The following is a 19,654-nucleotide window of genomic DNA, read 5'->3' as shown; positions in this document are numbered from 1 at the left end:
CGAACCTCGTGTCAGCCGTCGGTACGAGGCGGGGTGCGCAGGAATGAGCGGATAGCGGGGACGAGGTCGGCGTGGGCGTCCTCCAGCAGGTAGTGGCCGGCGCCGTGATACAGGCGAGTCCGGGCGGCGGGAAAACGCCGTCGCCATTCGCTCAGCACGGCGCGGTCGAAGACCGGGTCGCTCAGTCCCCATGCGATCAGCATGGGCCGGTCGGCGAACTGCGCCAGCGACGTGCCGGTGGCCTGCAGAACGGGCCAGGAAGGGTCACCGGGGCGCAACGGGATGTCCTGGACGAAGCGTTGGACGGCCACGCGGTGCTCGGGCCGGTCGTAGGGGGCCAGGAACGCCGAGCGCACCGGAGCGGGCATCCGGCGCCGGACTCCCAGTGGACGCCAGGTGGCGCCGCGGGCGAAGAGGTTGTGGCGTAGGAACAGGCGGGTTCCCAGCCGGGTGTCGCGCAGAACCCAGAACGGCAGCCGCAGCAGAGGGCGTACGCGTTCGCCGTGCGGGTTGGGGAAGGCTGCGGTGTTCAGCAGGACCAGGCGGGCGACCCGGCCGGGGTGGCGGCAGGCCCAGGTCATGCCGATCGGCCCGCCCCAGTCGTGCAGGACGAGTGTCCACCCGTGTTCGGGGGCGCCGCCGCTGATGAGGTGTCCGGTCAGGGCGTCCAGGTCGTCCACGCGGGCGGCCAGGTCGTAGGGGTAACGGTCGGTTCCCGGCTTGTCCGACAGGCCCATGCCGATGTGGTCGGGGGCGATGCAACGGAACTCCTCGCGCAGCGCGAGGATCGGCCGCCGCCACAGGTAGCTCCAGGATGGGTTCCCGTGCAGGAACAGAATCGGCTGTCCCGCCCCTTCGTCCAGGTAGTGCTGGCGCAGGCCGTCACGGCGCGGGTCGGCGAACCACCGGGACGTGAACGGGTAGTCCGGGAATCCGGTCACCGGGTGATCTCCGCCGTGTTCTGCGCGGACAGGTGGGCGGTGAGCCGGGCCAGTCCTTCCGCCATGCTCACCCGGGGCTGGTAGCCGAGTTCGCGACGGGCCGCGGAGATGTCGAACCAGTGCGCCGTCGAGGCCTGCTCCACGAGGAACAGCAGCGGCGGCAGGCGCCGCGCCCACGGCAGCCGGCGAGCCCGCTCCAGCAGCCGGGCCGCCCGCAGGACCGGCCCGGCCGGTGCCCGGCGTGTCACTGGGCGCAACCCGGCGGCGCGCAGCAGCAGGTTGAGCCATTCCCCGAAACCACAGGGCTCGCCCTGGGTGATGAAGTAGGCCCGGCCGGTCTGCGGTGAGCCGGGACGCAGCCGGTCGAGAGCGAGCAGGTGGGCGTCGGCGGCGTTGTCGATGTAAACCGTGTCGATGGTCTTGTCGGTCTCGCCGAGCAGCCACAGCAGGCGGCGGTGTGCCACCAGCCTGGGAAGGAAGTGCGGATCACCTGGCCCCCAGATGAGATGCGGACGCAACGCGACCGCTGTCACCCGCCCGGCGGCGGCGCGGTCGAGGACGAGCCGTTCGGCTTCGGCCTTGGTGCGTGGATAGGCGGCGGGGAAACGGTGGGCGTAGGGCACGGACTCGTCCACCCCTTCCAGGTCCCGTCCGTCGTGGACGACACTCGGCGAGGACGTGTGGACCAGGCACGCTCCGTGACGCGCGCAGGCGTCCAGCACGTTCCGCGTCCCTGTCACGTTGATCTCCTCGTAGTCCCGGTCCCGGCCATGTACGCCGGCCTTCGCGGCGCAGTGCACGACCGCCTCGCATGCGGCGACGGCGGCCAGCACCGCCGCGCGGTCGCGGACGTCGGCCAGGTGCTGGGTGACCCCGAGTGCCGCCAGCGCGGGGCTGTGGTGCCGTTGGAGAGCGTGGACGGTGTCGCCGCGGGCGGCCAGCCGCCGGCAGACGGCTTCTCCCAGGAAGCCGCCGCCCCCGGTCACCAGGACCCTCATCGTCTGCCTGCCCGGACGCGTCGCGAGGCCCACAGGGCGAGCTCGTGCCTGCGGATCTTGCTGTTGTGCCGGGCGTCGACCGGGAACCCGGGATGGAACAGCACCTCCCGAAGCTCGGCGGTGTGCGGATGGCGGGCCGCCAGGTCCAAGATGCCGGCCTTCATGCGAGCCTTCGCGCGAGCGTCGCTCCGGGATTCGGGTTCGCACTCCACGACCAGGACCGCACGCTGGGCGCCGGCGGGGCCGACGCCGACCAGTGCGGTGCGGCCGGCTCCCGGCACGGCGGCGAAGACGGGTTCGACCTGGTCGGTGTAGAGGTCGCCGCCGGCGGTGCGGACCCGTTCCGATTTGCGTCCGGCGAACCAGAGCCTTCCCTGCTCGTCGAGCCGGCCGACGTCACCCATCCGGTGCCAGACGCGGTCCCCGTCGCCGATCCGGGCCAGCGCGGTCGCCTCCGGATCGTCCAGATAGGGGTCGCTGACGGTGGGGGCGGCCACAGCGATCTCCCCGATGGTGCCGGGCGGCACGACCAGATCCTCACTCCACCGTTCGATCGGATCGTCGCTGACGGCGATGACGCGTACCTCGGTGCCCGGGAGTGGCGAACCCAGGCAGGTGCCCGCCCCTGCGGCGGTGGCCGCGGTGTGCTCGGCGAGCAGGCGGCTCTCGATCGCGGCCACCGGCATGCATTCGGTGGCGCCGTACACCGACAGCACCCGCGCGTCGTCGCGCAGGCAGCCGCGCAGGCGGTCCATCACCGGCACCGGCAGCGGCGCCCCGGCGGACACCACGTCGCCAAGCGTGTCCAGCACCAGACCATGGGCGGCGCAGTGACGCGCGAGCCGGTCCAGCAGCGCGGGAGCGGCGAACATCCCGGCCACGCGATACCGCTGGATGTCGGCGACCAGGGCGGCCGGGTCGGCCCGTACAGGATGCCGCGGGTCCATGTCCGGGATGACCACGGTCGCCCCGAACGCCGCCGCTCCCAGGGCGAACGGTGCGAACGTCGACAACACCGGCGTTCCCGGTTCCACCGGGCCCAGGGCACCCAGCAGGTCGAGCTGCGCGGCCAGGTGCCGGTGACGCAGCGGCACGCCCTTGGGCGGGCCGGTGGATCCGGAGGTGTAGGCGATCAGCGCCAGGTCGTCGGGGCCGGCGGGGGGCCACCCTCCCGGCTCGCCGGGCCGAGGGCCACGTCCGGGCCCGTCCAACGGCCCTGCGTCTGACGGGCACGCCGAGCTACGGGGGCGCCGCGCGGGGACCGTGATGGACACGCGGACGTCAGGGGTCCAGCGCAGCAGCCTCCTGGCCAGCTGCACGGCGGGGATCGCGATGAACGCCTCGGGCGCGGCCTGGCGCAGACAGCGTTTGATCGCGTCGAGCGGCAGTCCGGGATCGACCAGCACCGGTACCGCGCGGAGCCGCACCAGGGCGACGGCCAGCGCGCCCAGTTCCGGACCCGGCGGCACCAGCAGGCCGGTACGCATGCCCGGCCGGATCCCGGCCCTGGCGAGGGCGGCGACGGTGCGGTCCACCGACCGCGACATCTGCCCGTAGGTGGTGGCCACCGGGGTGCGGCCACCGACCTGGCAGGCGATCACGTCGGGCTGCTCCCGAAACCAGCGCTCGGCGCGGACGATCAGCTCGCCGGCCGGCTCGGCCGGGCCGGAGCCGCTCGGCCCGGATTCGCTGGGAGGGGTCGCCTGTGTGGTCACCGGATCACCACCGCACGACCACGATTCCGGCACTGGCCCCGCTGGCCAGGCCGACCAGGGCGACCAGGTCACCGCGTCGTACCCGTCCCGAGGCGACCACCCGCGCCAGTTGTACGAGCAGCGTCGCCGCGACGAGGTTGCCGTGCTGGGCGATGGTGACGACGACCTTGCCCTGCGGTATGCGCACCTGGTCGCAGAACCACCACAGCGTCGGCAGCGTTGCCTGGTGCACGCAGATGGCCGCGAAGTCGTCCCAGTGCAGCCCGAGATCGGCGAGGGGCTTGTGGAAGACGGCGTAATCGATGTTCTCGATGCCGCGCACCAACTGGGCGGAGTCGACGATGAGCGGCCCGATGGTGGGCCGGCCCGCCCACGGGTCGGTGGTGAGGTTGTCCACCGCGGAGACCGCTGCCTGCCATCCGGCGGAGTATGCGGAGAACCGGTGGGCGAGGACCCCCGGTTCGGTGCCGGCCTCCAGGAGCAGTGCGGCGCCGGCGTCGGAGACGGTGTAGGACGCGGCGACGGTGACGTACTCCTCGGCGTCGGCCAGGGTCCACGGTGTGCCGGCGGTGGGCAGTTCTCCGCAGCAGACGAGGACCCGCCGATGACGGCCGCCGGAGATCAGCGCGTCGGCCACCTGGATGGCGTTCAGCACGCTGTTGCAGGCGTTGCGTACGTCGAACACCGGGCAGCAGGCCCCGATCTTGGCGGCGACGACGTGTCCGGTGGCCGGCTCCACGGCGTCGGACGACACCCCCGCGTAGATGAGCAGATCGAGGTCGGCGGCCTGTAGGCCGTTGTCCTCCAGGACCCGGCGGGCGGCGTGCGCCGCCAGGTCGGACGGTTTCTCGTGAGGGAGTGCGATGTGCCGGCGCCGGACTCCGCTGTGGTCGTGGATCAGCCCTCGGGGCAGGTCCAGGGTGGGATTGCGGTCGGCGAGCCGGTCTTCCAGCTCAGCCGTGCTCAGTGTGGTCTCCGGCAGGTGGGCGGCCACCCCTGCCATCCGGGTGTGCAGGTGGGTCACTGGAGTCCTCACTTCTGTCGGCTCGCACCGGCGGGCTGCTGTTCGCCGCGCAGCCCGAGGCGGATGAGCATGCTGTGAGTGATGTCGGCGACGGTGCCGCCGCCGCGCATCAGCTCCATGGGCGGGATGTCGATGCCGAACCGGCCGCGGATGGAGGTCAGCAGTTCGGTGGCCATCAGGGAGTCCAGTCCGTACTCGTCCAGCCGCCGGTCTTCGGCGATCTGGTCGGCCGGGACGAGCAGGACGGTGGACAACAACCGGGTGACCTGGTCGGTGATGTACGCGTACTGCTGCTCGTAGCTCATCTCCGCCAGCAGCGACAGCAGGTCGGGCCCCTGCTGCTCCGTACCGGGCGGCAGCACCAGGGACAGCCACGGGCGCTGCAGGCTGGGCAGGACCTGCCGCAACCGGCCCCAGTCACAGCGGCCCACCATGGCGACGTCGGCGTGCTCGCCGAGCATGGCCTCCACGGCGTCCAGCGCCCGGGCGGGAGACATCGGCGGGATCCCGGCCTTGGCCAGTGCCTCTCCCTGCCTGCCTCGGGTCAGCACCCCGGTTTCCGCGAGTGCGCCCAGGCAGGCCGTCAGTCCGGGCAGGCCCTGCCGGCTCCGCTGCCGGGCCAGCGCCTCCAGGAACAGGTTCGCGGCGACGTACGACGTCTGGCCGATGTTGCCGATGGTGGTGAGGGAGGAGTACATGACGAACAGGTCGAGGGGACGATCCCGGGTCAGTTCGTCCAGGACCATCGCGCCGGCGACCTTGGGGTGCAGGACGGCTCGGATCCGGTCGTCGCCGAGGTCGGCGAGCGGGCCGTCGTCGAGGTGCATGGCCGCGTGCACGACGCCGCGCAGCGGGTGGCCGCCGTCGTCCAGGTCGTGCAGGATCCGCCGCATGGCGTCGCGGTCGGCCACGTCGGCCGCGTATGCGCGGACCTTCACCCCCGATCTCTCCAGTTCCTCCAGCAGAGCGGGAGCTTCGGGCGCCTCGGCGCCCCGGCGGCCGACCAGGGCCAGGTGGCGGGCACCCCGCCGGGCGAGGCGACGAGCCGTCGCCGCGCCGAACCCGCCCAGGCCGCCCGTGACCAGGTAGGTCCCCTCCGGTTCCAGGCGCGGCGCCGTCTGCTGGGGCTGGACGGTGACCGGTTCGTCGCGCGGGTCGAAGGACACCACGACTTTTCCGATGTGCCGGGAGTGGCGCATCATGGCGAAGGCGTCGGCGACGCGGGCGGCCGGATACACCGTGTGCGGCAGCGGCCGGAACCGCCCGGAGTGGTAGAGGGGGGCGGCCTGCGCCGTGCTGTCGGCCATCAGCTCGGGCGCCTTCCACATGAGAGTGCCGACGTCCACGCCGTAGAACGCGATGTTGTCGGAGAACGGGCGCAGCAGCAGGGATCTGTTCTGGTAGATGTCCCGTTTGCCGAGCTCGATGAACCGGCCGCCGTGCCGCAGGCATTCCACGCCCCGGTTGATGGCCTCACCGGCCAGCGAGTTGAGCACGATGTCCACTCCCCGGTCCCCGGTCAGTTCCTTGACCTGCTCGGCGAAACGCAGGCTGCGCGAGTCCAGGACGTGGTCGGCTCCCATCGCGAGCAGCAGGTCGCGTTTGGCGGCGGTGCCGGCGGTCGCGATCACGCGGGCTCCGTGGTGCCGGGCGTACTGCAGCGCGGCCAGGCCGACTCCACCGGCGCCGCCGTGGATCAGGACCGTCTCACCCGCCTTGACACGTGCGCAGTACCCCAGCGAATGATGCGCGGTGGAGAACGCCATCGGCATGGTGGCGGCTTCGGTGAAGGTCATCCCCTCGGGAAGGGTGACGGCCGCCCACGCCTTGACCTTCGCGTAACTGGCGAATCCAACGGGTCCCGCGGCCATCACCCGGTCACCGGGCCGCGTTCCGGTGACGGCGGCACCGACGGCGGTGACGATCCCGGCGCATTCCAGGCCCAGTTCGTGCCCGCCGAAGACCGCTTCGACGGCCTCGGTGGGCAGCAGGTTCACCGCGCGCATCACATCGCGGTAGTTCAGCCCGATCGCCCGCACCTCGACCACGACCTCGTCAGGAGCGGGCTGCGGCATCGGGATCTCCTCCCAGGCCAGCGTGTAAGACAGCCCCGGATCGCACACCTTGAGCCGGTAGGAGCCGCCCGAGCCGACGGGCAGGCTGCGGGCGTGCTCGCCTGACTCCAGCAGCCGCGGTACGAAACGTCCTCGACGGGTGAGCAGGATCTCGTCCTCCTCACCAGGGGCGAGCAGTTCCGCCGCCAGGCGACCGGCGTCCTGCGCGGCGTCACCGCTGGGATGCAGGCAGAGCCTGCGTATCGCCAGACGCGGCTGCTCGTTGCTCAGCGAGCGCATCGTCCCCCAGGTCGCCGCGTCCTCGGGGTGGAGCCGGACGTCGGTGAGGCGGGGTTCCGGCAGCGCGGCGCAGGGGCGGGCCACCAGCCACACCGTGGTCGCGACGTGCTCGGGCAGTTGCTCGCAGGCCAGTGCGATGGCCCGCAGCGCCGCGGCCCGCCGGGTGATCTGCTCGACGGTCGCCTTCGGATCGGTGTTGTCGGCTCCGCGCAGCTCGCTGTCGTCCGCTCCGCCCAGGACGACCGCGATGGCGACCGTCTGGGCGGTGGGCGGGAAGTGATCGGTCCAGTGGTCGGGATCGTCGCTGAGCGGCGAGTGGAGCACGTCGCCGCCACGGGTTCGCAGCAGAGCCCGCAACTCGGCGGTCAGAGCGTCGGTGCCGTCCTCACCGGCGAGGATCCACGTGCCGGCGGCGTCCGGTACGGGGTGCGCGGTGGCCGGAACGCCCCCGGTGGCGGCCGGAGCGGTGGCCAGCATCACCGAGAAGTCGCCGGCCGCGAGTTCGTCGTCGTCGCCGGTCTGGACGACCTCGCGGTAGCCGGCCTCCGCCAGCACCTCCGGCCATTCTTCCCGGGACAGCAGCGGCGAGCGCGGGCGCGGGTGCCGGTCGGTGAAGTCCCAGGACTCCTCCTGCATGCCGAGGAACGGCAACAGGGTCTCCACCCGGTGCGGTTCGGCGAGGAGCAACTGACCGCCGGGAACCAGGAGGGCGGACAGGTGGTGCAGCGCGGCGGGCAGGTCACGGGCCAGGTGCAGGCTGTTCGCCGCGACCACGAGATCGAATCCGCCCGCGGCCAGCCCCTGCTCCACCGGGTCGTCGTCGAGGTCGAGGACGGCGTAGTCGACGAAGTCGAAGCCGGCGAAGCGCTGCCGTAGCCGGGTCAACGCCGCCTCGGCGAGGTCGGTGACCAGGTAGCGGGTGCGGTCGGCGGGCAGGACGGGCAGCAGCATGGCGGTGGTGCCGCCCGTTCCCGCACCGGCTTCCAGGACACGCAGCGGCCGGTCGGCCGGCCATAGGCGGACGATCTGCTCGACGAGCGCCCGGGCGATCCGGTTGGTGAACAGGTTGACCGGCCCGATGTCGTGGAACTGCTCCATCAGCTCATGACCGCCGCCGGAGGTCAGGACGTCGGAGCCGGCGCGCCGGCCTGCAAGCAGGTCGGGCAGGCACCGGCCGACGCGTACGGACAGGGCGCTCTGGGCGGCGAAGGCGGCTCCCCCGGTGAGGAGGTCACGGTGGAGGTCGCGCGGGTCCGTATCCGTCGGCACCAGGCGAGGGCCGCCCTCGACCGGCCGTTCGAGCAGTCCGTGCCGTTCCAGCAATGGCAGGGCCGCGTGGAGCATCCGCCGATGGTGCGCCCCCGGGCATGCCTCGAGCAGTGTCTCGACGTCGATCGGCCGCCCGCCGGTCGGCTCCCCGAGCGCAGCGGCCAGTGTGTGCGCGAACACCTCTTCGAGCCGTGCCGCGTACGCCGGGTAGTCAAGCTCGTGCCACGCCGAGCGCAGCCGGTCGATCTGCTCGGCCGCGCCGGACAGGATCCGCCCGGGACCGGGGGCCGGCCACGGCTCGGCGGGCGCGCCGGCCCGGGGCGCGGCCCGCAGCGCCGTCTCGTAACGGGTGACCGGGGTGATGTGGACGCCGGGCATCCGGCGTAGCCGGCAGCCCTCCACTTCGGCGGCGACCCGGCCGTCGTCGTCGGCCACCACGATGTCCCAGCAGACCTCCTCGGCGCTGCGGGAACGTTCCCGTACGTACACCAGTCCCTGTGCCGAGGGCGTTCCCCACAGGCGGACGGAGCCGATCGCGGCGGGCATGTAGCCGCGGCCCGACCGTAGCGAGTCCACCAGCCACAGCACGCCGGCCTGCAGCGCGCTGTCCAGCACCACCGGGTGCATCTGATAGCGCCCCTGCCCCTGCTCCGGGCACGAGTAGGCGCCCAGCACCTCCCGCTCGCCCATCCACAGCTCGGTCAGGACCTGGAACCGCGGCCCCCACACCATGTGGCCTTCGGCGGCCCGCGCGTAGTAGCCGGGCACGTCCACGGGCGTGCCGATGCGAGCGCGCAGCGCGGCCACGTCCAGCGGCGGCGGAATCTGGCGCAGCAGCGGCCGCACCCGGGCCCGGAAGTGCTCGCGGGGCTGATCCGCCTGCCGGTCGGCACTGGCAACGGTGATCCGCCCGGTCTCGGCGCACAGTGACGTCTGCGCGTACAACGGATCGGCGCCGGCCTGTGACGGCACCACCATGGCCCGGCTGATGTCGACCCTGTCCACCTCCACCGCCTCGGCGGCGTCCGGTATGGCCAGCCGGGCGGCGGCGACGGCCATCTCCACGTATCCGGTGGCCGGCATGACGGCGGCACCGCCCGCCCGGTGATCGGCCACCCAGGGCACCCGTACCCGGTCGATCTCTCCCTGCCAGGTGGGGTCCAGCACCGGCATCCGCTGTCCGAGCAGCGGATGCTGGATCGTCGTGTCGATGTTGGTCTGCACCCAGGTGTGCGGGCCGCCGATCCAGTGCCGTTCGCGCTGCCAGGGGTAGGCCGGCAGCGATCGCACCGCGCCGGGGCGGGGGAAGTACCGATCCCAGTCGAGCCGCGCACCGGCCGCGACGAGCTCGGCGACCGCGCGGCGGACGCGCGCCGGGCCCGGCTCGTCCCGGCGCAAGGTGGTCACGACGGCCGTGCGTACCCGCGCGGTGCCGCTTATGCGGCGCAGGTACGAGCGCAGCACCGGATGCGGGCCGATCTCCAGCAGCACGTCGAAGCCGTCGCCGAGCACCCGCTCGACCGCCGCTGCGAACCGCACCGGCTCTCGGACGTTCCGCCACCAGTACGCCGCGTCCAGCTCCGTCCCCCGGACCAGGCCGCCTGTCACCGTGGATATCAGAGGGATATGCGCCGGGCAGGGCCGCAGCCCGGCGAGTCCCTCGGCCAGGGGCTGCCGCACCGCATCCATGGCGCCACTGTGGAAGGCGTAGTCCAGGTCCAGCTCGCGGAAGAAGATCTCGCGCGAGGAGAGGTCCTCACCCAGTGACTTCAGCGATCCGTCCGGTCCGGCGATCGTGACGTCGCGGTCGGAGTTGACCGCCGCGACCTCCAGTTGCGGGTAGCCGGCCAGGATCTGCCTGGCCGCGGTCTCGGGCAGCCCGAGTGCGGCCATCCGGCCTTGCCCCCGGGTGACCGACTGCGCCATGCCGCGCTCGGAGATCACCTGCGCCGCCTGGGCCAGTGACAGGGCGCCGGCGGTGTAGGCGGCGGCGACCTCGCCCACGCTGTGGCCGAGCACCGCTCCCGGCCGTACGCCCGCCGCCTTGAGCATCTCCACCAGACCGACCTGGACGGCGAACAGCAACGGCTGCGCCACTTCGGTCGCCGACAGCCGTGACCGGTCGGCCGGCAGGGACAGCTCCTTGAGCACCGACCAGCCGAGCCGATCGGACAGTTCGTCGTCGACCGCTTCCACGGCCGAGCGGAAGGTCTCGTCGGACAGCAGATCGGCGCCCATCCCGGCCCATTGCGAACCGTTGCCGGAGAACACGAACGCCACCCGCCCGTGCTCCACCGTCTCCGACTCCGCCACCGCCGCGTCCCCGGCTCCGAGCCGCCTGCCCGCACCGGACTCACCTGCGGGGCCGGTCGGCTCCGGGGCGTCCGCCAGGCTCGCCAGCGCCCGCGCCGCCGCCGCGGCGGTATCGGCCAGCACCACGGCGCGATGCCGGTGGCCGCCGCGCCGCCGAGTCGCGGTGTAGGCCACATCGTAGAAATCCCGTTCATCGAGTGACGTCAGGTGCGCGGCGGTCCGTTCCACCGCTTCCCGCAGCGCGGACCGGCTGCGCGCGGACACGACGACGGGCAGCGCTCCTGCGGGGGGTGCCGGTGCTTCCCGGGGGGCGGGCGGTGCGGCCAGTGCCACGTGGGCGTTGGCGCCCCCGAACCCGAAAGAGTTGATGCCGATCACGGGCCGCTCACCTGCTTCGTCCAGCGGTCGCGGCTCGACGGTGACGCTCAGCCCCAGGGCGTCGAAGTCGATACGGGGGTTGAGCGTGGTGGCGTGCAACGAGGGCGGGATCATCCGGTGCCGGAGTACCAGCAGGGCCTTGAACAGCCCCGGCATGCCGGAGGCGGGCTCCAGGTGCCCCAGGTTGGACTTCACCGAGCCGATGGGCAGGACTCCGCGCGTGCGCCGGCTGCCCAGCGCCCGCCCCAGCGCCTGGCATTCGGCCGGATCACCGGCCTGGGTGCCGGTGCCATGCGCCTCCACGTACACGATCTCGTCGGGGCTGATGCCCGCCGTGGTGTACACCTGCCGTAACAGGGCCTCCTGCGCTTCGGCGTTCGGCAACGCCAGCCCCATGGTGTGGCCGTCGTTGTTGGCGGCGGCGCCGACGATGACGCCGTGGATACGGTCCCCGTCGGCGATCGCGTCGGCCAGGCGCTTGAGCACCACCACACCGCCGCCCTCCGAGCGTACGAACCCGTCGGCGTCGGCCGAGAACGCGCGGCACCGGCCGGTCGGCGACAACATCGACGCCTGGCTGAAACCGATGAAGGGGCCCGGGCTGAGCAGCAGGTTGACCCCGCCGGCCAGCACCACCCGGCTGGATCCCTCCGCGAGGGACCGCCAGGCCCGCTCCACGGCCGTCAACGACGAGGAGCACGCGGTGTCGATGCTCATGCTCGGCCCGCGCAGGTCGAAGAAGTGCGACAGCCGGTTGGCCGCGATGGACAGGGTCGCCCCCGACATCGAGTACGGGCCCATGGCACCCGGCTCCAACGCCTGCATCGTGCCGTAGGCGGGATCTGAGATGCCGATGAACACTCCGGTGTCCGTGCCTGCCAGCACCGCCGGATCGATGCCCGCGTCGTCCAGGGCCTCGACCGCCATCTCCAGGAGCAACCGCTGCTGCGGGTCCATCGAGGCGGCCTCTTTGGGGGAGATGCCGAAGTAGGCGGCGTCGAAGGCGGTGATGTCCTCGTCGAGGAAGCCCCCGGCCCGGGTGTAGCTCCTGTTCGGCCTCGGCATGGTGTCGTCGACGAACCGATCGGCCTCGAACCTGCTCGGCGGGATCTGGCCGACCAGATCGTCGCCCTGCCGTAACGCCTGCCACAGCCCGTCCAGGTTCACGATTCCGCCGGGCAGACGGCACCCCACGCCCACCACCGCCGCCGCGTGCTCCGGCCATGCCTGCTCTGCTGTCGGGTCGTCCGCGCTCATGTCGCCCTTCCTGCTCAGGTCCACCACGACCCGGCACTTCGCCGGTCGGCTTGCTGTCTCGGCCAGGGTCCACCTAGCGCGCCTGGCACAGGGCTAGGCGGATCGGGCACTATGTCATCACAACTCCTCGTATATGAATAGGCACTCTGCGTATTTATCCAAGAGAAGGATGTTATGTGCGGTATGCGGGAAACCTTCAGGAATCGCCTGACGCACCGGCTTCACCGGCGCATGGCTAATGGCGTCCTACCGCGCTTGGGGCGGAGTTGTGCCGCGGCTTACCCGATCCTCCCGCGCTGCCGGACCTGCGCCGGTAGCCTTGCGTGATGCGATGATTACCGATAGTGCCGCAGTGTCAATGCGGAGTCGGGTGCTCGGGAACGTCGTACCGCATCCCCACAGGGCATCAGTCGCGGGAAGTGAGAGGACCGGGCCGTGCGAAACGACGACCAGGCGCCCTGTATGGACGCGCACGGGATGCAGCGTGCCGGCACATATGTGATGAAGAAACTGCCCGAGGTCACGCTGGCCTTCTGGATCATGAAGGTCGCCGCCACCACACTCGGCGAGACCGCCGGCGACTTGTTCGCCCAGACGTTGAAGATCGGCTACTTCCTCACCACGGTCGCGCTGTTCCTGGTCTTCCTCGCCACCTTGGTGATCCAGCTGGCCTCCAAGCGGTACAACCCCTTCTTCTACTGGACGGTCATCCTGTCCACCAGCATGGCCGGCACGACGATGTCGGACTTCATGAACCGCGACGCCAGCGCCGAATACCTGCCCAAAGGAGCGACGTCGCTGGGGTGGGGGCCGCAGGGCCTCGGCCTGGGCTACCCCGCTGGCGCCGCGATCCTGATCTCGATCCTCGTCGCCATCTTCGTCATCTGGAAGTCCACCGGACTGACCTTCGCGATCCGCGACATCGACACCTTCCGTGGCGAAGCCCTCTTCTGGTCGGCGATCCTCGTCTCCAACACGCTCGGCACCTCCCTGGGCGACTTCCTCTCGGATAGCTCGGGTCTCGGCTACGGCGGAGGCGTGGTGCTCATCACCGCCCTGCTCGCGCTGCTCCTCGTCCTGAAGTACGTCCCTGCCGTGCCCAACGTGCTGCTGTTCTGGCTCGCCTTCGTCCTGACCCGCCCCTTCGGCGCCACCGCAGGTGATCTCCTCACCAAGCCGACCACCAAGGGGGGCCTCGACCTCGGAACCGCCGGCTCCTCCGCCGTCCTCCTCGCCGTTCTGCTCGGCCTCATGGGATGGGCCCATCTCCAGGAACGCCGCGGCACCATCGCCATGGCGGGCATCTCCTGAGCCGAGCGGCTGCGGTACGGCGCGTCTTGGGTGAAGAGGATCACAGCCTCCCGTTCGGGGTCCAAATCGGCCGGCGCCTCGCCGTTCTGCTGAGCGCGCCGCCTGGCCGGCCGTACGCAGCCGGCCTCCGACTGAACGGCCGAGACGAATTCGTGTCCGGCGCTCAGCACTTTGTCCTGAGCATCCGAAATGTGAGATTTGTCAGGTTTCTTTGTCGGTTCACCTTCGCTCCACGCGAGCGACGCTGATCGTTTCGCCTGCCGTGATTTCTGTGATCGGCACGCTAGAACCACGTGAAACGGCAGAAAAATGACGCGCAGCAGCGCACCACGAACACTCACCTGGCCCGGTGCGATCTCGGCGATCGCGCTCGCAGCCGGCGCACTGGTCTCCGGACCGGCCTCCCCGGCCGCGGCAGCGGGCGAGGATCGCCCGACCTACCTCGGCAAATCCCTGTACACCGGCGAGTTCCACGCGCACACCTCCGTGAGCGACGGCGCCGAACTGCCGCCGGACGCCTACGAACATGTCCATGACGAGACCGACGCCGACTTCTTCGCGGTGACCGAGCACGACGTCATGTGGGACATCCGCAACGGCGACGACTTCGTGGAGAACTGGCGCGACGCCGACTCGGCCGAGTGGCGCTACCTGCACGAGAGCGCGGCGAAGTTCAACGCCGGCCAGAAAGACCTGGTCGCGGTTCCGGCGATCGAGAACACCTGGTACGACGGAACCGGCCACATCAACGTGTTCGACACCGACTGGCACGTGACGGCGCGGGCGACCGAGAAGGGCAGCGTCGACGGGTACGGCAACGCGTTCGGCACCGGCGACATGAAGTACGACTACTTCACGTTCCTGGCCCGCCTGAAGCAGGACCCGGACGCGATCGGCCAGTTCAACCACCCGTCCACGAAGGACAAGGGCGACTTCTTCGGCTTCAAGGGCCTTGACCCGGTCGCCGACGACCGGATGGACCTCATCGAGGTCAAGTCCGCCGACGCGGTGGGCGAGTTCCAGAAGGCGCTAGACGCCGGCTGGCACCTGGCCCCGACGTGGAACGGCGACGAGCACTCCGCGACCTGGGTGTCCGGGAACCCGTCGATCACCGGTGTGTGGGCCAAGGGGCACTCCCTGGACGCCCTGTACGCGGCGATGCGGGACCGCAGCCTCTACTCGACGGCCGACACCAACGCGGTCCTCGCGTTCGGCGGCAACGGTGCGCTCATGGGCTCGATCCTGCCGGGCGACACCGCCACCCTGGACGTCGAGCTCCGCCTCACCGACCCGGACGCCAAGGACTCCTTCACCTCCGCGCGCCTCCTCACCAACGGCGGCGCCGTCGCCCACGACTTCGGCAAGGTCAGCGGCAACGACCTGACGCTGAAGACCACGCTGGACGTCCGGGACGGCGACTTCTACTACGTGCGCGCGGACCAGGCCGACGGCAACTTCCTGGTCTCCGCCCCGATCTGGATCGGGAAGACCACCCGCGGCGCGAACTACGCCCCGAGGATCACCGTCCCGGGCGACTTCCCCACCACGGCGCAGTACGGCGACACGATCACGCTGCCGCGGGCGACGGCCACCGACGACTCCGGCACCCAGCCGGCGGTCACGTACGAGGTGTTCGACTCCGCGGGCGAGATGCCGGTCTCCGGCGGCGCCTTCCGGATCCGCTCGTACGACGACGCGTTCGTGGTCGTGAAGGCGACCGACAACCTCGGCAACACCGACGCCGAGCTGCTCCGGGTCCAGGTATCCCAGAAGGCGCCGGATCCGGCGGACGTCTTCCGCTTCGGCGGCAACACGGCCGTGGGCGAGGAGCCCGGCTCCGCCGGTATCGCCGTCACCACCGACCGCGACGTCGAGCGGGTCTACGCGCAGGTCCTGCCCGAGGGCTCTGACGACTGGTCCACGGCCGAGGTGCTGACCTCGGCGAACGACCGTCCGTACGAGGTCGACACGGTCGGCAACGGTGAGCCCGTCTACCAGCACTCCATCACGGGTCAGACGCTGCGCTCCCACGAGTTCCGGCTGACCGGGCTGAAGGTCGGCACGACCTACCGGTTCCGGTTCGGCGTGGCCCGCGACGGCCGCGCCCCCGCCGCCACCGACGGACCGGCCTGGACCGGCGTACGCGGCAGGTTTCTCGCGGGCGGCGCCAAGGGGGAGCCGGTCTACATCCTGGGCGACGTGCAGGTGCCCGACGGCGACGCCGACGAGCTCACCCTGCCGGGGCGGGTGCTCGACCAGCTGAAGAGCCGGACGCCGGGCGGCGGCACCGTGATCCAGGTCGGCGACCTCGTCGACCGCGGCGGCCGGGGGGAGAAGTGGGCCAAGATCCACGGCTCCTTCCTGTCGAAACTCGATCTGCAGTACGCGGGCCTGGTCGGCAACCACGAGACCTACGAGGACCTCGACTACGACGCGGTCGGCGGGCAGCCGAGTGCGATCTTCACCAACATGTTCGCGCTGCCGGGCAACGGCGTGATCGGCGAGAGCAACTACTCCTTCGACCGCGGCGACATCCACTTCTCCGTCCTGAACTCCAACGCGCGCCTGGACGAGCAGCTGGACTGGCTGGTCGACGACGTGCGCGCCTCGGACGCGACGTGGAACGTCGTCGTGGGGCACTTCTCCTACTACGGCGGCCAGCACGCCGACGACGGCGGCATGGACATCGACCGGGACAAGGTCACGCGCGTGCTCGACCGGCTCGGCGTCGACCTGTACGTCGGCGGGCACGACCACGTCTACAAGCGGTCCACGATCTACGACGGGCGCCTGGCCACGACCCCCGAGGAGGAGGTCGCGGGCACCACGTTCGTGACCATGGGGTCGTCCGGCCCGAAGTTCTACGACAACCAGAAGTTCTGGTGGGACGACAAGGTCTTCGACGAGAACGTCCAGATGGGCGGCGTCCTGAAGGTGACCGACGCCGGCCTGCGGCTGTCGACGTACACGATCGACGGGCGCCTGGTCGACGAGGTGACGGTCGCCAAACCACACGGTTCCTGGAAGGTCTCCTCAGCCGAGATCAAGGACCGTGAGCTGAAGGGCGTGGGCCTCCTGTCCTCCCCGGGCAGCCTGGACAGGCTCACCGTCATGGCCGCGACGTACGACAACGCGCAGCAGCGGATGATCGACGTGCGCACCGTCGACGTCACGCTCGACCACCGCGGTCGCGAGCAGTACGTCCGGTTCGACACGCCGCTGCCGGTGGCGCCGAGCTCGACGGTGAAGCTGTTCACCTGGGACTCCCTGGCGTCCGGAAAGCCGTTGCAGCCGGCCGTGACCCTGCGCGAGGGCCTGGCCGGTGAGGGCACCGAGCAGTCCCCCTATCTGATCGACTCGCCCGACGACCTGGCCAAGGTCGACAACGACCCGGCAGGTCACTACCGGCTGACCGCCGACCTGAACCTGACCGGGCTCGCCCGCGCCCAGATCGGCCGGACGACCACCTTCACGGGCGTCTTCGACGGCGACGGGCACACCGTCTCCGGGCTGGCCGCCCTGGCCGACCAGGGGCCGGGCCTGTTCGCCGACAACCACGGCACGATCGAGGACCTGGTGGTCCAGGGTGACGTCACCACCGACCGTTCCACCGCCGGACTGGTCGCCGACGCCAACCACGGCACGATCCAGCGGGTCCGCGTCGACGGGTCGCTGACCGCGAACAGCTACGTCGGCGGCATCACCGGCCACCACTTCGGCACGGTCCGCGACAGTGTTTCCACGGTGGACGTGCACGCCACGACCCAGTACGCCGGGGGCGTCGTCGGCGTCTCCGTCGGCGGGTCGGTCACCGAGAACGTCCTGGCCACCGGTGCGGTCGTCGCGAACAGCGCGTCCGCGGGCGGCGTGGCCGCCTACGGCTACACCGACACCCAGGTGCGCCACACGGTCGCGCTGAACGCGAACATCTCCGCATCGAGCTACGCGCACGCCATCGTCGGTCGCGTCTACACCGGGCAGACCGCCACGCTCGAGGACAACCACGTCAGCCGTTCCGTGCCGATCAGCGGGCAGTCGCTGACCGACCCGCCCGCGGCCGACAACCAGAAGGGCAACGTGGTCGCGCCCTCGGAGATCCAGAAGCAGGCCTTCTACGAGGACCGCGGCTGGGACTTCGCGGCCGTCTGGCAGTGGAACGACGTCGCCAGGCGCCCGACCCTGCGGATGGCGCCGGAGACGCTCGAGCCGGTCCCGGCGCCCGGGCTGCCGGCGGACGAGCGCGGCTTCTACGTCGTCGACAGCGTCGAGGACCTGGCCCTGATGGGGCGGCACCCGTCCTACGACTACGTGCTCGCCGCCGACCTCGACCTGACCGGCAGGCCGTTCACCAGCCTGCCGGGGCCGTTCACCGGCGAGCTGGACGGCGCCGGCCACACCGTCAAGGGCCTGACCTCCACCACCGGTGGCCTGTTCGCCCAGATCTCCGGGCACGTCCACGACCTCGCGGTCCTCGACGCCACAGTGGACACCACCACCGCTCGCGCCGGCATCCTGGCCAACAGCAGCACCGGCACCATCGAGCGCGTGTGGGTCTCCGGATCCGTGACCGCGGGCTCGCGCGCGGGTGGTCTCGTCGGCGACTCGCAGGGCGTCGTGCGCGACGCCTACTCCACGGCGAACGTGCACGTGCGCACCACCGAGGCGGGCGGCGTGATCGGCGTGGCCCTGGCCGGTTCCACCACGGAGCGGGTCTTCTCCACGGGCGCCGTCACCGCGGACAGCCGCAACGACGGCGGTGTGGCGGGCTACGGCTACACCGGCACCACCATCCGCGACTCGATCGCGCTCAACCCGACGGTCACCGCGCCGTCCTGGGCGCACCGCTTCCTGGGCCGGGTGCTGGCGAACAACGTCGCCACGCTGAGCGACAACTGGGCGGTCGAGACGGTCGAGGCGAAATCCCAGACCGAGACCGCGACCGGCCCGGCCACGCTCAACGGCGCCACCGCGACCCGGGACGAGGTCGCCGGACAGGCCTTCTGGGCCGGCAAGCTCGGCTTCGACTTCGAGTCGGTGTGGCAGTGGGACGCCGGGCTCGGGCGACCGGTTCTGCGCGGCGCGGCGGCACCCGCCACCGAGGCGACCGAGACACCCGTACCCGAGGCTCAGGCGACCGCGGCCGTGGGCGAGGCCGTCACCGAGGCCGGGGCGCGGCCCGTCGCGTTCACCACCGCGGTCCCGCCGGCGGCCGGAGCCACCGAAACCGGCGGCATCCGCCACGAGACGGTCGTGAACGACGACGGCACCGTCACCGTGACGGTGTCCGCCGGGACCGTCGCGGGGGCCAAGCGGTTGTCGTTCCTCCTACTGAAGGCCGGCGCCTCGACGTCGGCTCCGGCCGAGGACGACATCGCCTACCTCGGAGAGGTACCCCTCGACGAGCAGGGCAACGCGACGCTGACCGTGCTCGTGAACCAGCCGGAGGGGACGACCCTCGCGCTGAACACCTCAGGCGACACGGCACGCCAAGTCGCCTCGCTCCTCCCGCGGGCGCCGGAAACCCCGGCGATGCGGGTGCTCCACGACACCGTCACCGCCACGGTCAAGGTGAAGGGGGACGCCCCCGCCCAGGCGACGATCACCCTGGTCTGCGCGGGTGCGGACAAGTGCCGGGAACAGGTCGCCGTCTCCCACGACGGCCACCCTCTCGACACCAAGAAGGTCACGCTGCAGCCCGGCACGACCAGGGACCTGAAGCTCAACCTCCGTGACGAGGCCCGCGCCGCTCTCCTCGCCGGCAAGCCGGTCGTCCTGGACGTCCAGATCGGCACGGCCCCGGCGGTCCAGGTGACCGTCACTCCGTGACGTACCGGCCGGAGAGGCCCCAGCCTCTGCGGTGACCGCGGAACGCATGGCGCCCGTCGGCTTCGGCCGCGGGCGCCATTGCTGTAACGGATTAGTCACCTGCTGTGTATGGTCACGCCACCGCCGACGCGATGTTCGAGGCCGTCGACCTCGACGGGGACGGCCTCATCTCCCGTTCCGAGTACGGCGTGCTCGTCGAGGCGTGGAACGGGACGCCGGCGGCGAGCCGGCGTCACCGCCGCAGCTCGCGCGTGTCACAGATGGGGAC

The 19,654-nt window shown here is 71.3% G+C and carries 7 protein-coding genes; 2 read left to right on the top strand and 5 right to left on the bottom strand.

What is annotated here, in order from left to right; translation table 11 throughout:
* Positions 1-11: 11 nt before the first annotated feature.
* The 5 genes from QSK36_RS25125 to QSK36_RS25105 are packed head-to-tail and all read right to left on the bottom strand — an operon-like array spanning position 12 to position 12,249.
* Complete coding sequence (locus tag QSK36_RS25125; RefSeq protein ID WP_285784084.1) at positions 12-941, bottom strand: alpha/beta fold hydrolase; 930 nt, start codon at positions 939-941, stop codon at positions 12-14.
* Complete coding sequence (locus tag QSK36_RS25120) at positions 938-1,939, bottom strand: NAD-dependent epimerase/dehydratase family protein (protein ID WP_285784083.1); 1,002 nt, start codon at positions 1,937-1,939, stop codon at positions 938-940. Before QSK36_RS25120 ends, QSK36_RS25125 begins: the two co-directional genes overlap by 4 nt.
* Positions 1,936-3,654 carry a fatty acid CoA ligase family protein gene (locus tag QSK36_RS25115; RefSeq protein ID WP_285784082.1) on the bottom strand — a complete coding sequence of 573 codons (1,719 nt, stop codon included), beginning with the start codon at positions 3,652-3,654 and terminating at the stop codon, positions 1,936-1,938. Before QSK36_RS25115 ends, QSK36_RS25120 begins: the two co-directional genes overlap by 4 nt.
* A 4-nt stretch (positions 3,655-3,658) precedes the next feature.
* Positions 3,659-4,678 carry a 3-oxoacyl-ACP synthase III family protein gene (locus QSK36_RS25110; RefSeq protein WP_221264473.1) on the bottom strand — a complete coding sequence of 340 codons (1,020 nt, stop codon included), beginning with the start codon at positions 4,676-4,678 and terminating at the stop codon, positions 3,659-3,661.
* An 8-nt stretch (positions 4,679-4,686) separates the two neighbouring features.
* Positions 4,687-12,249 (bottom strand): type I polyketide synthase, encoded by a 7,563-nt coding sequence (locus tag QSK36_RS25105; protein WP_285784081.1) that lies wholly within the window; start codon positions 12,247-12,249, stop codon positions 4,687-4,689.
* A 435-nt stretch (positions 12,250-12,684) separates the two neighbouring features.
* Between QSK36_RS25105 and QSK36_RS25100 the strand changes: the two genes are divergently transcribed.
* Together QSK36_RS25100 and QSK36_RS25095 are read left to right on the top strand one after the other, a co-directional pair.
* The gene (locus tag QSK36_RS25100) at positions 12,685-13,560 is read left to right on the top strand and encodes a COG4705 family protein (RefSeq protein ID WP_221264475.1); all 876 of its coding nucleotides are present in this window, start codon (positions 12,685-12,687) and stop codon (positions 13,558-13,560) included.
* 309 nt (positions 13,561-13,869) lie between these two features.
* Positions 13,870-19,386: a metallophosphoesterase gene (locus QSK36_RS25095; protein WP_285784080.1), complete on the top strand. Its 5,517-nt coding sequence runs from the start codon at positions 13,870-13,872 to the stop codon at positions 19,384-19,386.
* The last annotated feature ends 268 nt before the right edge of the window (positions 19,387-19,654 follow it).

Origin of the sequence: Microbispora sp. NBRC 16548, from assembly GCF_030268985.1 — a bacterium.
Taxonomy (GTDB): domain Bacteria; phylum Actinomycetota; class Actinomycetes; order Streptosporangiales; family Streptosporangiaceae; genus Microbispora; species Microbispora catharanthi.
The sequence above is the reverse complement of the archived record's forward strand: the minus strand, read 5'-3'. Positions and strand labels throughout refer to the sequence as shown.